Consider the following 15532-nt stretch of genomic DNA (forward strand, 5'->3'; position numbering starts at 1 on the left):
GAGTCAGGAGAAACCGGCAATGACCTTGTTACAATCCCGTATTGCCGGATCATTTCCGGCAGTTCAGGCAATTCACTCATTGTAAATACAAGGTCGAAAAGCTTCAGGAACTTGTCCCTGTCGGCAGGAAGAACGCATCCCGACACGAAAGTAACCACATTCCTTTTGTTCTTGGCCTTATTCCAGCGCGCTATTTTCGAATATACCTTATCAATTGATTTCTGCCGGACAGAGCAGGCGATGATTCCCAGGATATTCGCTTCATCTTCATTTTCCGTCCAGCGGTATCCCATTCCCTCAATAACGGTACGCACACGTTCGCTGTCAGACTTGTTCATCTGGCAACCCAGTGTAAGTATAAAATACTTCATTTCAATACACTAATAAGCGTGTACCGATTGCCTAAAAATACACTTCAGTTTTTATATTTCCCGATGGAAAACCGCGTGCAGTAAGGAAATCATACACATCGTAAATCATATCACAATTTCCGCAAAGATACACCAATGTATCAGAATCCAAAGACATTTGTTTGAGGTATTCGGTTACCCTGCCGTTGAAGGTGCCTTTATTATCTCGTGAAGTGCAAAGGGTATACCTTTCAACCGGGTATCGGTGGCTTTCGTATGAATCTCCTGCGAATCTCACTCCATGGAGCAATGTATAATTTAAATCAGGATATGAACCGGTAATGCTTCTGAACGGGGCTATGCCGGTACCTGTTCCGATAAACAGGTATTTTTTATCCATTTTCTGTTCATCAATTGTAAAATAGCCAAAAGGCCCGTCCACTTCAAGTAATTCGCCGGGGATGAGTTTATGTAATTGTTTTGATACCAGTCCGGTATCCACTTCCTTGATCAGCACTTCAAGAGCACCACTGTCCTGTTCGGTGCTGTAAATGGAGTATTCACGCACCTGGTTATTGCCGGGTATACCCAGGGTAATATGCTGGCCAGCCCTGAATTGCATGTTATTCCTGTCGAACCGCAGCACATACGTATCATTGTTCAGATTACGGACCTGCTGTAACCGGTATATTTTCCGGAGGGTTAATGAATCAGAGGATGGCATTGACTTTACTGAAAGATTTCCAAGCAGACTGTTGCCGTTTTTATGTTTATGCTTTTTTGCAAAGGTGGAAGAAGAACTCATTATATAGTTTTTGGTTTTACGAATAACAGACAGATGAATAATTTGTTCTGGTTGATTTCAATCCCCGTATTTTCAGCTATTTTTGCATAAAAGCATCTGCATTTGATCTATCCTGCATCTTTCGAAATTAAAACAGGCTTTAACCAGGTAAGAGAACTGGTTAAGGACCACTGCCTTTTCAGTCGCGGCAAACAAAAGACCGATGAAATTTCTTTCACGTCGAATTATGAAGAGCTGAGGAAAATACTGGAGGAAACAGCCGAATTCAAAGAGATTTGCCTGTTCGAGGAAAATTTTCCCACCGATAACTACAGGGATCTGATCCCTGCACTTAAAAAGGCAAAGGTTGAGGGAACCTACCTTGAAGTTGAAGAGGTTTCGGATCTGAAGAAATCTCTTGAAACCATTAAAGCCATTATCCGGTTCTTTAAAAATACTCCGGCTGAAAAATACACCCGGTTGAAGAAGCTTGCCGGCGATGTGAAATATTTCAGTTATATAGATGACCGGATCGATGCCATCCTGAATAAACAGGGAAAAATTAAGGACAATGCTTCATCCGGCCTGCGGAAAATCAGGGAAGATATAGCCCAGAAGCAGGCAAGTGCCGGTAAACGGCTGCAGAGTTTGCTAAAAAGGGCCATTGATGAGGGAATTGTAGAAAAAGACACTGCCATTTCAATTCGCAATGGCAGGCAGGTTATTCCGGTTCCCGCTTCAAACAAACGCAAAATCAGCGGCATTGTGCATGATGAATCGGCAACAGGGCGAACTGCCTTTGTTGAACCCGGTGAAGTGGTTGAATTGAATAATGAAATCAGGGAATTAGAAATTGAAGAGATCCGTGAAATCATCCGGATCCTCATACTCTTTACAAACGACATAAGGCCCTATGCTGAAGACCTGGCAACAACGTATGATTTCCTGGGAACCATTGATTTTATAAGGGCAAAAGCACTGTTCGCATTGGATATTAATGCCGGGATGCCTGCTCTTATCAACAGTACAGGGTTTCGTTGGAAACAGGCAGTCCATCCCCTGTTGTTCCTGCATCATAAGAAGGAAGGCAAGCCGGTTGTTCCGCTGGACATTTACCTTGAAGAGAAAAGCCGCATCCTGTTAATTTCAGGTCCCAATGCCGGTGGAAAATCCGTTTGCCTTAAAACGGTGGGTCTGGTTCAATATATGTTGCAATGCGGTTTGTTGATACCGGTTGTGGAAAGTTCGGAGGCCGGAATTTTCAATGATATCCTGATTGACATCGGTGATGAACAATCGATTGAAAATGACCTGAGCACCTACAGTTCGCACCTTCAGAACATGAAGAACTTTCTCAGGAACGCTTCTTCTAAAAGCCTTATTCTCATTGATGAATTCGGAACCGGAACAGAGCCGCAAATAGGAGGTGCCATGGCTGAGGCTATCCTTGAAAGCCTCAACAATAAAGGCACTTATGGAGTGATTACAACGCATTATTCAAACCTGAAGCATTTTGCATCCGACGCGCCCGGCATAACAAACGGGGCCATGATGTTTGACACAGGTAAAATGCAGCCGCTATTTAAGCTTGAAATCGGAAAGCCGGGTAGTTCTTTTGCCATTGATATTGCCAGGCAGATCGGCTTGCCGGAAGATATTCTAAAATCTGCTTCAGATAAAGCGGGCGAGGATCACATCAACTTTGACAAACATTTGCGTGAGATTCTGCGCGACAAACGGTATTGGGAAGAAAAACGCGATCGCATCCGCATTGCCGAAAAACGACTGGGCGGAATGCTGGAACAGTATGAGCAGGAACTGGGCGAGACAAAAAAACTCCGGCGGGAGATCCTTGATAATGCAAAACGTGAAGCGGAAAATCTCCTGATGAACACCAACAAGGAAATCGAAAAAACGATACGGGTTATCAAAGAATCCCAGGCAGAAAAAGAGATTACACGTGAGGCCAGGAAAGGGCTTGACAATTATAAGAAAGAATTGCCTGAAAATAAATCAACCGGGGATAACAAGCTGGACCAGAAAATCGAGCAGGTAACCATGCATGTCAAAAAATACAGAAGTGCTGCTCAATCCGAGCCAAACGAAAAGGAGAACGTTGAGAAAGACTTACCACTGGCGGCCGGCGACAGGGTGAAGATACTGAGCCTGCAGGTTGACGGCGAAGTACTTGAAATCAACGGCGATAATGTCCTTGTAACCTATGGCCAGAGCATGATTACCACTGTAAAAGCAACGAATATTCAGAAACTGCCGAGGGTAAAATCAAAGCAGGTTAAAGCCTCACAATTCGACTGGAGTATAAGTCAGCGAAAACTGAATTTCAAAAATGAAATTGATATTAGGGGCAAAAGAGGTGATGAGGCAGTTGATATTGTGCGTAATTTTGTTGATGATGCCACTATTGTGGGTGTTTCAGAATTAAGAATATTGCACGGGAAAGGAAACGGGATTTTAAAATCACTTGTACGCGATTACCTTAAATCCCTTGATGTAGTAAGATCGTGCAAGGATGAACATGTTGAACGGGGCGGATCGGGCATAACTGTAGTACAACTCGATTTCTGAAAACATGGAGACACGGGAAACTATAAATATTAAAAGTTCTCAGGTTTCTCCCAGGTTTCGTTACGTGTTGTCTTACCTTTCAGAGCAACTGGGTATTGATTTCACTATAAACAGTGATTCAGACAGAACTCTTTATTATAGCCCAAAAACTATTGAAGATTCAGTTTGTATATATGATTCCGGTTTACTCCGGGAAAAATCGATAAGCAAAAGGTTAATACCGGTTTCCGCAGAACCCGGAAATGTTCAGCTTTTTCCTTCGCCTTCCGGGTTTGATTTTCCCCTGGACATATTTTCAGCCATATTTTATATGCTGAGCAGGTATGAAGAATACCTGCCTTTTGAGCCGGACCCTTACGGACGCTTTGAAGTATCACAGGGTCTTGCGGGTAGACATGGTTTTGCTGAGGAGCCGGTCGTCGATCGGTGGATAAAAATGTTCAGAACCGCACTTGTTCGGTGGTTTCCGAGCATTAAAGTCCCGGAAAGAAAGTTCGGATTTGTGTCCACAATTGATGTGGATAGCCCCTGGGCTTACCTTCACAAAGGATTTTTACGCAATACGGCAGGAATACTCAGGTCACTGACTTTAATGGATTGGGCTGAAGTGAGTAACAGGTTTTCAGTTATTACTGGCAGGAAGAAAGATCCGTATGACGTATATGATTACATAAACCGGGTTGAAGAAAAAAACGGTATCCGTTCTGCTTATTTTTTCCTTTCGGGTGATTATGGTGGATACGATGTCAATGCCGCATTCAGGAAGACGGAATTCAGCGAACTGGTCACTAAAATCAGGGCACATAACCAGGTTGGAATTCATCCTTCATACCGGTCAAATATAAATTTCAACATACTGAAATCCGAATTCAAACAATTCGGCGCAATTCTGCGAACTGAACCGGAACTCAGCAGACAGCATTTTCTTATGCTTAAACTTCCGGATACCTATGACAGGCTTGTTGAATCAGGTATTACGCATGACTACTCAATGGGCTACGCGTCCACACCGGGTTTCAGGGCGGGCACAAGCAGGCCTTTCAAATTTTACAATCTGAAAAAAGAAACTGAAACAGGTTTGGTAGTGCATCCCTTTGTTGTGATGGATGTAACATTGCAGCAATACCTGAAGTTAGATCCATTGCAGGCAACACGTAAAATAAAGCAACTGATTCAAAAAACGGCTGCAGTCAACGGATTGTTCACCTGGCTCTGGCATAATGAATCGTTATCGGAGCACGGCATATGGAAAGGATGGCGGAAGGTTTTTGAGGAGATGGTTGGCGAGTGTAAATCAGTGACTGGTGACTGGTGACTGGTGATTAGTTAGTAATTAATTAATAAGCGATTAAGTAATAAGGCCAATTCAAAATCGGAAATTTCAATCGTAAATCGTAAATCGTAAATTAAAATGATTCGATTTTTAGCACATAATGAAATTGATGTTGTGAAATGGGATCATTGTATTTCCGAATCCGGCACTACCCTGCCCTATGCCTACTCATGGTGGCTTGATACGGTTAACCCCGGATGGAACGCGCTCATTATGGATGATTACCTGGCAGTGATGCCGCTTACCGGAAGCAAAAAGCTGGGATTCAATTACCTTTTTCAACCCTGGTTTACCCAGCAACTCGGTATTTTTTCACCCCGTGAAGAACCTAAAACCGAAGCCGGCCGGTTCTTACAGGCTATTCCCGGCATTTACAGGTTTGTGGATATTCAGCTGAATGCTGAAAATATTCCGTCTTCTGACCTTTACCGTGTTAATTACAGGACCAACTTTGAGTTGAAACTGGACAAGGACTATATGTCGATATATTCCTCATATCACAGGAATTGCAGGCGAAACGTGCAAAAGGCAAAAGCAGCAGGACTTAAAGCTGACCGTGGTCCCGGAGCTTCACTCTTCAGCCGGTTTGTTGCCCGCAATATCGAAGACAGGCTGCCTCACTCCAAAGACCTTTTCACAGTACTTGAAAAGCTTTTAGGAACCTGTGAAATGAACGGAACGGGGAAAAGCCTGGGGATATACAGGAATCAGGTGCTTCTGGCAGCCGGGTGGATTGTTGAAATGCCGGAGCGTGTATTGTTTATGGCATGTGCATCAACAATGGAAGGTAAACAGAACCAGGCCATGTATGCCCTGGTTGACCACATTATTTCAACCTATGCCGGAACAGGAAAAATTCTCGATTTCACAGGTTCCACAATGCCCGGGGTGGCTTATTTCAATGCCGGCTTCGGCGCAATAAAAACTGCCTATCCATCAGTGAAGAGAAATACGCTTCCATGGTATTTGAAAATGCTGAAAAAGTGACTGGTAACTGGTGACTGGTGACTGGTGACTGGTCCCATTACCGATCACCGATCACCGATTACTGATTACTGATTACTGATTACCTTTTACCCCTTACTCTCTCCCCCTTTATCTCCGAGACTTTGCTTCTTAAAAAATCCCTGAACTCACGGCTTGGCCGCTGGCACAAGTAAACCGTAGTACCATATTCCCTTGCCAGGGTATCCGTAATGGATCCGAGTGAATCAACCCGTTCAAACATAGGAAATACGTCGTCTCCCCTTTCATCGTTGATGTAAAAAAACAAATCGGCATTCGCACTGAGTGTATCAGGCATCCATAGAATATAGCTGTCGGAAAAGCTCATTGCCTGCGGCAGCCCGTGCCCTCTTCCATAAAGATCAACCGAACCTGCCTGTCCGTAATTTTCGCCATAAATAAAAATGCGGCTTTTATCCTGCACCGTGTCGGCAGCTTTGATTACGATACCTGCGAGCTCATCCCAGCCGATCATATCAGCAAAATCCTGGGGAAGCGTGTGCATTTTACCGTCTTCCCATCTCAAAAGAGCCTCCGCGCCCATTTTCGGTGGCATTTTCGAAAAATAGGATGCCAGTTTAGGACCCGATGCCAGCGGAATGCCGGCTGGAACCATTGGAATTGAAAAGGCAACAAGGCCAACAAGGAAGACCGTTCTCCAAATTGCTGACCGGATTGTCTTCTCCCACGACACAGCTCCGGCAGCGAAAAGAAATGGGTACAAACCTGCCAGGTAATAACTTTTCCCTTTCAAAATCAGGAAGAAGACCAGTATGGATAGGTAAATAATGGCAAAAATGCGGAACCTGGCGTTTGTCTTCCTGGCAAGCAGCCATATTAATCCGGCAATCCACAAAAACGATCCAAAGGTAAACATCAGCACCTGGTCGATTACGATATCAATCCTTTTTACATTCACCAGCTGCGTATCCCGTAATTCAATCATGTGTTTGGTTACAGGAAATCCATGATTGTACTGCCATAGTATGTTCGGTAAAAACAGCAGAATGGCAATTCCTGCAGCAATCCATGTATATTTATCAGCCAGCACTTTCCTTTTGGGTGAAAGCAACAAACCTATAAAAATTCCGGCGGCAAGAAATACGACCATGTATTTGTTGAGCATTCCCAGTCCGAATCCGACACCAAGCCACAACAGCCATATATGATTTTCAGTATTGATATATTTCAGCAGGAAATACAGAATGGCTGTCCAGAGAAGAATGTCAAACGGAACGGGCTGCAACATGGAATAGGCCCTGAGAAATAGCAACGTGGTTGAAAGCACAAGGCATGCAAGAATTTTTGAATAGATACCTCCGCCCAGTTCCCCGACAATTAAGCCGGTGAGTAATACAAGCAGGAAACCCGCAATTGCGGATACCAGTCTAATCGAAAATAACGGACCAAAAGGCAACAATTGGGCAAGATAACTCACCAGCCCTATCAAAGGAGGATTCGACCAGTAACCGGCTGACAGGTGTTTGCCCAGTGAAAGATAAAGAAACTCATCCCGATGGAAACCCAGCGTGTTATAGGTAAAAAGGTGGAACAGGAAACCGGCCGAAGCAATGACAATAATCCAGAAAAGGCCTTTGTCTTTACTTAATGGTGTCATGATGGAGGGTTTTAGTTAATCAAAAATAAAGAAAATTGATTCTCTTGTAACTGGTTAATTACGAAATCCGTAAAACTTTAAAAACTGGCTTATGTTGCGGATAGTATTTTTGATTTCTTTATTCATAGCTCCCGGATTTATTCAGGCACAGGAAAAAGCCTCAGGCTGCACCTTTGGAAATTGTGATAACGGGAAAGGAACCTACAAGTATTCGAATGGTTTTGTCTATGAGGGAACTTTTGTGAACGGACTGCGTGAAGGAAGAGGAATGCTCAAAGGCTCTGACGGCAGCTGGTATGATGGAATGTGGGTAAAAGATAAATTCCAGGGCCAGGGTACCTATGTATGGCCGAACGGAGCAAAATATACAGGAGCGTGGGAAAACGGTGTTCAGAACGGGTATGGCATTTTCTTTTATAAAAACGGAGACAAATACACCGGATATTTCAAAGACAACCTCTTCGAAGGTCAGGGCAAGTATACCTGGGCAGATGGTTCAAGTCAGGAAGGAATTTATTCCAAAGGTCAGCTTATATCAGAGCGTAAATAAAAAAGCACTAACTTTGCAATCGATTCTATAAATTGAGATAATGGAGGACGTCAAAGGGCCCATAGTGAAGGATTTTGTGAAGGCAGCAGCAGATTTCTGCCAGTTAGTTGAACAGGCTTCCAAAAAAAAGACGGGTGAACTATTCAATGAATTTCAGCAGTTGGTGCCTGCACTGTATATGAAGGCTGCTTTATTGCCATTGCCAAAGTATTGCTATGATGAAGAAATGACAGCCTTTGTTAAAGAGGATGATTATGCCCGGATCCATGATGGATTGCAGCATAAATTTGAACTCTTTACCGGCATAACCGGAATGTCGCCGGGAACCTTGCCAAATCAGCATGAATTGATAAGCTTCGCGCTCGCTGAAAGTTTTACGGATCTCTACGAAGAATTAAAAAATTTCGTAAAGCTTTACGAAGTAGGATTGCCGCAATCGATGAACGATGCAGTATGGTTCTGCCGGAAAAGCTTTGAACAAAGTCTCGGAATCAGAATTATCGAATCGCTGAAATCTCTCCATTCCCTTGTTTATGATAAAAATTCTACCGGTTCAAGGGCTATTCAGAATGACGATTTTCTAAGGGATGAAGAAGAACCCTGGTTCTCTGATGACCAGGAACAAGTATACGGAGATGATGAATAATCTCAGGTATTTCTCCAATGTTGAAGATGATTATATAAAGTCGTTGCCTTCAATGACTTTTCCGGGTACAATCACAGTTGTGGATCAGCCTGCTTCATATGATGTGATACACCGTTTGCTTAAAGATGAATTTATTCTTGGTTTTGATACAGAAACCAGGCCTTCTTTCAAAAAAGGAAGGACACACAATGTGGCGTTGCTGCAATTATCAACTCGCGAACAAGCTGTTCTCATCAGGACCAACCTTGTTCCCATTCCACGTTTTGTAGTAGACATTCTTGAAAATGAAAACATTATCAAAGTGGGTGTTGCCATTAAGGACGATTTGAATGCTCTCAACCGTCTCGTCAGTTTCAAGCCCGGAGGCTTTGTTGATCTTCAGCAATTCGTTAAGAAATTCGGAATTGAGGATAACGGTCTGAAAAAACTGGTGGCCAATATTATGGGATACCGGATCTCTAAGAAATCACAAACATCCAACTGGGAACAGGAAGTTCTCAGCCGTGAGCAACTCGAATATGCCGCCACGGATGCCTGGGTATGCCGGCAAATGTACGAAATACTGAATAACACCATTAACTGACTTTCGCATGAACGGTTTTACAACCATTTTTCTGAAGCCCGGAAAAGAACAATCGGTCATGAGAATGCATCCCTGGATTTTCTCCGGGGCCATTAAGAAAATTGACGGAAAGCCGGCTGAAGGCGATATCGTTGAAGTTTTTTCCTCTGAACGTGAATTCCTGGCAATGGGCCATTACCAGGTAGGTTCAATTGCCATAAGGCTGTTCTCTTTTGACCCTGTTGAACCCGGCAAAGAGTTCTGGAAACAGGTTATCCGGAAAGCATATGATTTCAGGGCCACACTGAATCTTACAGATAACCCCGGCACAAATGTATACAGGCTTATAAATGGCGAAGGCGATGGTTTGCCGGGATTGATCATTGACTATTATAACGGGATCGCCGTAATGCAGATGCATTCTATCGGGATGTACCGTATCAGGAAAGTAATAGCTGAAATACTTGCGGAGTTGTATGGTAAAAAACTGACCGCAGTTTACGATAAGAGTGAAAGTACGTTGCCCTTCAAAGCCAACCTGAACGCCAAAAATGAATTTTTGATTGGCAGCAGGGCATCGGGTGAGGTTATTGAGAATGGGCACCGGTTCGGTATTGATGCCGAGACCGGGCAAAAGACGGGATTTTTTATTGACCAGCGCGAAAACAGGGAGCTGCTTACACGGTATATTAAAGATAAAGATGTACTGAACATGTTTTGCTATACGGGAGGCTTCTCGGTGTATGCCTCTGCAGAAGGGGCACGCCTTGTGCATTCGGTAGACAGTTCAGCACAGGCCATTGAGCTTACAGACAAAAACATTCAGCTTAACAATATACCTTCAGAAAAGCACCAGTCCTTTGCTACGGATGCTTTTTCATTTCTGAATAACATTAAGGATAAGTATGATGTGATAATCCTTGATCCACCTGCTTTTGCCAAGCACCAGGATGCTCTGAACAATGCTCTGATGGGCTACAAAAGACTTAACCAGAAGGCGATTGAACAGGTCAGACCCGGTGGGATCATTTTTACTTTTTCCTGCTCCCAGGTAGTTACCAAAGAAAACTTCCGCAAATCGGTTTTCGCTGCCGCCGCCAATTCCGGTCGTGAAGTCCGTATCCTCCACCAGCTCACCCAACCCCCCGATCATCCCATCTCCATTTACCATCCCGAAGGAGAATACCTCAAGGGATTAGTGATACAGGTAGAGTAAGGGGCTTGCCCCCATATCATCGGGGTTCATCGGTGTCGGTTCATCGGGGTCGGACCAGAGTACATCATTGTTTTTCAATAATTTAAACCCTAAAAAGAGGCCTTTTTTAGCCTTAGAGCTTCATTTTTAGTATCAAAAACAGGCTTCTAAGAAATTTTTAGGATTTTTAATTAGCAGTCCATAACATTAAAATTCCTTAGAGGGCCAAAAAAAGGGTCAAAAATGGGCCTCTAAGGCCGAAAATAACCAAAAAAACAGGCGTATAATATTGATTATATGTTATTTAGTCTGGTCCGACCCCGATTTCTTCTTCAGCTTAGCCAATGCATTTTCAAGTGATTCATCGGGTTTGATGAAGTTGTATTCTCCCCAGAAGGATTCGTCGTAATCGCCGAGCTGGTCGATGAAGAACTCGAAGGGACGGGCGCTTTCACGATAGGAAAAACGGTTTACATCAACTGTGTCCATGTCGATTACAACGGTTTCAAGACGGGTGTTATATACTGAACTGCTCAGCTGATGCCGGTTCCGGATCTTAAACGCGGTTTCACAGTCGATCATATGCAGGTAATACCGGCTTCCTATTTTGCGGAATGCCACTTTGTAACTGGCTTTTAACGTCTTCACAATCATATTCGGGGGCTTCCGTACAATGAACCTGTCAGTGGCAAGATCAAGGTATTCAGGATCCACCTGGAATTCAACCCATGAATAAGCCATGTCCTGAATATCAATGATGATACGCCCCGAATAGAATGTTCCCTGCGGAGAACCTTTTATGGGTTTAAACTCAACCACATACCTGTCCCTGCCGTCCTCCACCACAATGTCGGATAACTGGTAATGATAATCGCCAAGGTTTTCCCCTGTCAGAAAATCAGGCATGTTCTTAACCACATCAAGCATGAGCATGGTGTTTAACCCGGCTTTCAGTTTCAGCATTACCGAATCATTACGGCTGAAATTCTCGTTTCTTCTTCCCTTGAGTATCTTTACCCTGTCGGGCGCCGAAGACATATACGCGGTCTTGAAATTTTCAAGAATTGCCTCGGATACCATCATGTATTTGCTGCCTTTCTTTATGGTCTCCCTGTAAAAAGAAGTAAGTAACGCCGGTTTGTCGGGGTAATTGTCCCGTATCCTGCGGTCGGCATTCCGCAAAAGCATTACCGGGCTTATTTTACGGATAATTACCTCCTGGATGGGTATAATATCGGGTTCAAGATAATACTGCTGATTGGTGTTGATGAGCGAAGAAACCGGTGCTGAAAAGTTCTTGTATCCTATACATGAAATACTGAGCGTTTCCTTTAACATAGACGATTCAAGCTTTAGCTGGAATTCACCTTCCCCGTTGCTGACCACGCCTATAGGCTTTCCTACAAGGTACACACTGCTGAAAGGAAGAGTTTGCCGGGTTTCCCTGTCAAATACTTTACCGGATATTTTAACCAGGAACACCGAATCAACCACACTGTCGGGATTGGCGGATACTGTTCTGAAGGGTTTATAAATCACCAGGTGCCTCCCGATCACATCATAATCGAGTTCCGGATTGTTAAACATTTTTACAAGAATGCCTTCCAGTGTTTCCTGCTGTGCCTTTAAGGTAATGGTCTTTTTTCTGTCGAACAATCCGGAATTATAAGAAGGTGAAAGACCCGTTTGTTGCTCCAGAATTTTTAATGCCTGGTCAATAGTGCAGGTGGTTTCAGGAATCGTGAGCCGCTTGAGAAGCAACGAATCCTGGGCCTGTGCGACAATTGTCGCAACCAGCAGGCACAGGACTAATGCCAGGGAGCGGTGAGACACCATCAGGGAAATTTATTGTGAAAGATAGATCGTATCGTTTGATTTTGCAAAGTTGAAATTACCTATAATGCTAATTGTTTTAATTACCGTATCAAGGGGATCACCCTGAAAAGATCCGTTTGCTTTAATCGTACCGTTCGGCACATTTTTAAGTATAATTTCAGTATCATAAACACTTCGTACAACTGAAATTACTTCTTCGATAGGAGTGTCTGAGAAAGTGAGTGAACGGGTTTTCCAGGCAATTGAATTGGCATTTACAGCCTTCACAAGGTTTATTTTCTCATGATTAATTGAACCTATGCTACCCGGTTTTATAAGAACCTTATTATTGAGATCATTTCTGTCTGACAGTTCCACCAAACCTGTGGTTACATATACTTCAGCATGTTTTTCGCTGTTGCTTGAATTCACATTAAAAGTGGTTCCGAGAACCCGGATGCGGGCATCACCGGCATATATTATAAAAGGCCTGTCGCTTTCATGTTTCACTTCAAAATAAGCCTCACCATCAAGCCGTACTTCCCTAATTTTTTTACCAAAATGTTTCGGATAAGTAAGGGTGGCATTGCTGTTCAAATAGATTACCGACCCATCTGCGAGTTCAATCGATCTTCCCTTATCCATCAATGAAGCCGTGAAGGTAACTTTACTGAACCGGTTTACAATACTTACTGATGCAACACCAAGCACAACAAGCAATAACAGCGACGCGGCAATACGCATCACCATTGAAAAACGACCCGAAACGGTTTTTGGCTGAACCGGCATCTGTTCCATAACCGGTTCTGCTGCGATCCGGTTCTGAAACTTGCTCCACGCTTTATCCACATCAAAATGAGGCTCCATTGAATTCATCTTCTTCCAATCTGATTTAACATCATTCAACAATGCCCTGTTTTGGGGACTTTTTGAAGCCCATTCCATCAGCGTATTGTTCTCCTTTTCATTGGTTTCACCGGCCATGTACTTTGCTAGTAAATTCCAATCTGTTTTATATTTTGTAAACATAATTTTCATTTTTAAGCCATTTCAGCATATTCTTTAAGGTTCTTCCGGAGCATTTTCAGCGCCTTTCCCATATTAGCCTCCACTGTTTTAACCGAAATCGAAAGCTTTAAGGCTATTTCATTGTATTTCAACCCCTCATAGCGATTCAGCCTGAAAATCCTGCTGCACCGTTCGGGCAATGAATTCAGCGTATCATCAATTATACCCTGCAATTCGCGGGCATTTGAGCTATGCTGTGGCTCGTTGTCCACCTCTGATTCATGCAATAAGTAATAATTCCTGTATCTTGTTTCCACATTCCGGTGCTCGATAAATTTAAGGCACCGGTTATGAACGGCCGAATACAGGTATGATTTCAAAGAACTGTTGATCTGTAACTCCGATTTTTTTTCCCATAACTTGTAAAACAACTCCTGGACAATTTCTTCTGCAGTATCCGAATCATTAACAAAACGGTAAGCGTAAGCGCACAGCATCTGGTAATATTGCCGGAACATGGATTCAAATGATTGCAGATCCATTAATGAGATCTGGCTTGTATTGCCGTAATCGACCATCTTTGCTACTGCCTGTTCAGGGTAATTCATTTGGTTCGATCGTAAAATTAACATTCTTATTGATATCCTGTGAGCTTTTTACTAAATCACCTCCCTCGGACCGGAGTCTTCGGGAGGTGATGACCTTATATTAACCTTCTACCTAACCCCTAGTCAATGTTCTGCCACCGCAGTTTCTTATTGAGCTTGTTTATAACCGACTCAATTGATTCTTCAGGTTTAATGTAATTGTAGTCGCCCCAGAAATTCTCATCTTTATAGGCATTTACCTTGTCGGCAAAAATATCTGTCATCCTGGTCTGGTCCCTGTATTTTGCCTTGTTAATATTTTCCGTATTCCGGTCAGTCACTGCCATTTCAAGTGCCGTGGTATAAGTGGCATCGAAACGTTTCTTTTTCCAGTCGCATTTGAAAACCAGTTCTGACCGTACATGGTTGAGGTACCATTTTTCATTCAGAACCCTGTAATTGATTGAGTAATCGGCACCAAGGACGTCAATCTTAAGATCCATGGGTTTTTTCCTTACCAGTTCATTGTCGGCAATGTCAAGGGCCTTATCACTGAAGGAAAAGTCGATTCTTGAAATGGCCATGTTCTTCGTGTCGAGATAAACAGTGCCTTTGTAAAGAGCAATGTCAACTTCAGGTTTCTGATCAAACTGGATTACATAGTTATCGCGTCCGTCAATGGATGCATATCCGGCGAATTTAAAATTATACTTGTCGAAGTATTCTTCTGAAAGGATTTCACCCGGGTTTTTAACCACATCAAGGAGGAAGCTAGTCTTAGGACCACCCTGTAATTTGAACATCAGGGTATCCATTTTCTTCACATCCTCACTTTTACGGCCCTTGAAAATTTTAACCCTGTCATAATCCATCAGGCTTGTGTAAGGCGATTTATATACATCAAGGACAGCTTCTGCAACAGCCACATAAGAACGGTTCTGTTTAACCGTTTCACGGTAGAATCCAACCTGCATTTCAGGGTCAGCGTTGTAATTTTCAGGAATTCGCCTGTAGGCCATCCTGAGAAGATCCATGGGATCGTCGCTGCGGATAACTACCTGCTCCAGCGGAGTTGCCGCTATTTCGAGCCTGAATGTGTTTTCCCTGTCTTTTAGTTCTGCCAGGTCAACAATCAGGTTTTTGTAACCGAGGTTTGAAATACCCAGCTTGCGGTTCAGTTCTGTTGTGGGAACTTTTAAAATAAATTCACCGTCGGCATTTGTAACAGTGCCCAGGCTGCTTCCAACCAGGTAAACGTTTGCAAATACAACCGGTTTCTTTGTAGTGTGATCGATAACCTTACCTGTAAAAACTTTAAAGGCGGTATCCTGAGGATTTCTTTCGCGGTTCCAACCGGAACCCATTGCCTGCACTGATGTTATGCCGACGAGGATCAGCATCAGGGCAAGAGTGTTTACTGAATTTTTAATTAATGATTTCATGACAATTCGTATTGAGTGATTTATTTATTTTCCTGGTCTTGATCATTCGGA

General features: G+C 43.3%; 14 protein-coding genes. 7 read left to right on the top strand and 7 right to left on the bottom strand.

What is annotated here, in order from left to right:
- Positions 1–371: hypothetical protein (locus tag VK179_01230; protein HLO57340.1), on the bottom strand; the 371-nt coding region annotated here is incomplete at its 3' end.
- Positions 372–402: 31 nt separating this feature from the next.
- Complete coding sequence (locus VK179_01235) at positions 403–1155, bottom strand: FAD-binding oxidoreductase (GenBank protein HLO57341.1); 753 nt, start codon at positions 1153–1155, stop codon at positions 403–405.
- 102 nt (positions 1156–1257) lie between these two features.
- On the opposite strand from VK179_01235, the gene VK179_01240 reads away from it, so the two are divergent.
- From VK179_01240 to VK179_01250, 3 genes are all read left to right on the top strand, one after another.
- Positions 1258–3720, top strand: a complete 2463-nt coding sequence (locus VK179_01240; protein HLO57342.1) for a Smr/MutS family protein — start codon at positions 1258–1260, stop codon at positions 3718–3720.
- Positions 3721–3724: 4 nt separating this feature from the next.
- Entirely contained in the window at positions 3725–5035 is a 1311-nt protein-coding gene (locus VK179_01245; GenBank protein HLO57343.1) for a polysaccharide deacetylase family protein, read from the top strand.
- A 96-nt stretch (positions 5036–5131) separates the two neighbouring features.
- Positions 5132–6040 (top strand): hypothetical protein, encoded by a 909-nt coding sequence (locus VK179_01250; protein HLO57344.1) that lies wholly within the window; start codon positions 5132–5134, stop codon positions 6038–6040.
- 79 nt (positions 6041–6119) lie between these two features.
- On the opposite strand, the gene VK179_01255 is transcribed toward VK179_01250, so the two are convergent.
- Positions 6120–7676 (bottom strand): glycosyltransferase family 39 protein, encoded by a 1557-nt coding sequence (locus VK179_01255; GenBank protein ID HLO57345.1) that lies wholly within the window; start codon positions 7674–7676, stop codon positions 6120–6122.
- Between the two features lie 91 nt (positions 7677–7767).
- Between VK179_01255 and VK179_01260 the strand changes: the two genes are divergently transcribed.
- Genes VK179_01260 through VK179_01275 form a run of 4 tightly spaced genes read left to right on the top strand, consistent with a single transcriptional unit; the run spans position 7768 to position 10650 of the window.
- Positions 7768–8226 carry a hypothetical protein gene (locus VK179_01260; protein HLO57346.1) on the top strand — a complete coding sequence of 153 codons (459 nt, stop codon included), beginning with the start codon at positions 7768–7770 and terminating at the stop codon, positions 8224–8226.
- A 40-nt stretch (positions 8227–8266) separates the two neighbouring features.
- Complete coding sequence (locus tag VK179_01265; GenBank protein HLO57347.1) at positions 8267–8872, top strand: DUF5063 domain-containing protein; 606 nt, start codon at positions 8267–8269, stop codon at positions 8870–8872.
- A complete protein-coding gene (locus VK179_01270; GenBank protein ID HLO57348.1) occupies positions 8814–9455 on the top strand; it encodes a 3'-5' exonuclease in 642 nt (213 codons plus the stop codon). Before VK179_01265 ends, VK179_01270 begins: the two co-directional genes overlap by 59 nt.
- Before the next feature lie 7 nt (positions 9456–9462).
- Positions 9463–10650 carry a class I SAM-dependent rRNA methyltransferase gene (locus VK179_01275; GenBank protein ID HLO57349.1) on the top strand — a complete coding sequence of 396 codons (1188 nt, stop codon included), beginning with the start codon at positions 9463–9465 and terminating at the stop codon, positions 10648–10650.
- Positions 10651–10929: 279 nt separating this feature from the next.
- Here the strand turns inward: VK179_01275 and VK179_01280 are convergent, their stop codons facing one another.
- From VK179_01280 to VK179_01295, 4 genes are all read right to left on the bottom strand, one after another.
- On the bottom strand, positions 10930–12465 hold the full coding sequence (locus VK179_01280) for a carboxypeptidase-like regulatory domain-containing protein (protein ID HLO57350.1): 1536 nt from the start codon (positions 12463–12465) through the stop codon (positions 10930–10932).
- Positions 12466–12474: 9 nt separating this feature from the next.
- The gene (locus VK179_01285; protein HLO57351.1) at positions 12475–13473 is read right to left on the bottom strand and encodes a FecR domain-containing protein; all 999 of its coding nucleotides are present in this window, start codon (positions 13471–13473) and stop codon (positions 12475–12477) included.
- A gap of 11 nt (positions 13474–13484) precedes the next feature.
- Entirely contained in the window at positions 13485–14060 is a 576-nt protein-coding gene (locus VK179_01290) for an RNA polymerase sigma-70 factor (protein ID HLO57352.1), read from the bottom strand.
- 119 nt (positions 14061–14179) lie between these two features.
- Positions 14180–15481 (bottom strand): carboxypeptidase-like regulatory domain-containing protein, encoded by a 1302-nt coding sequence (locus tag VK179_01295; protein ID HLO57353.1) that lies wholly within the window; start codon positions 15479–15481, stop codon positions 14180–14182.
- Positions 15482–15532: the final 51 nt, after the last annotated feature.

The sequence above is a fragment of the Bacteroidales bacterium genome (assembly GCA_035299085.1).
GTDB lineage: Bacteria > Bacteroidota > Bacteroidia > Bacteroidales > UBA10428 > UBA5072.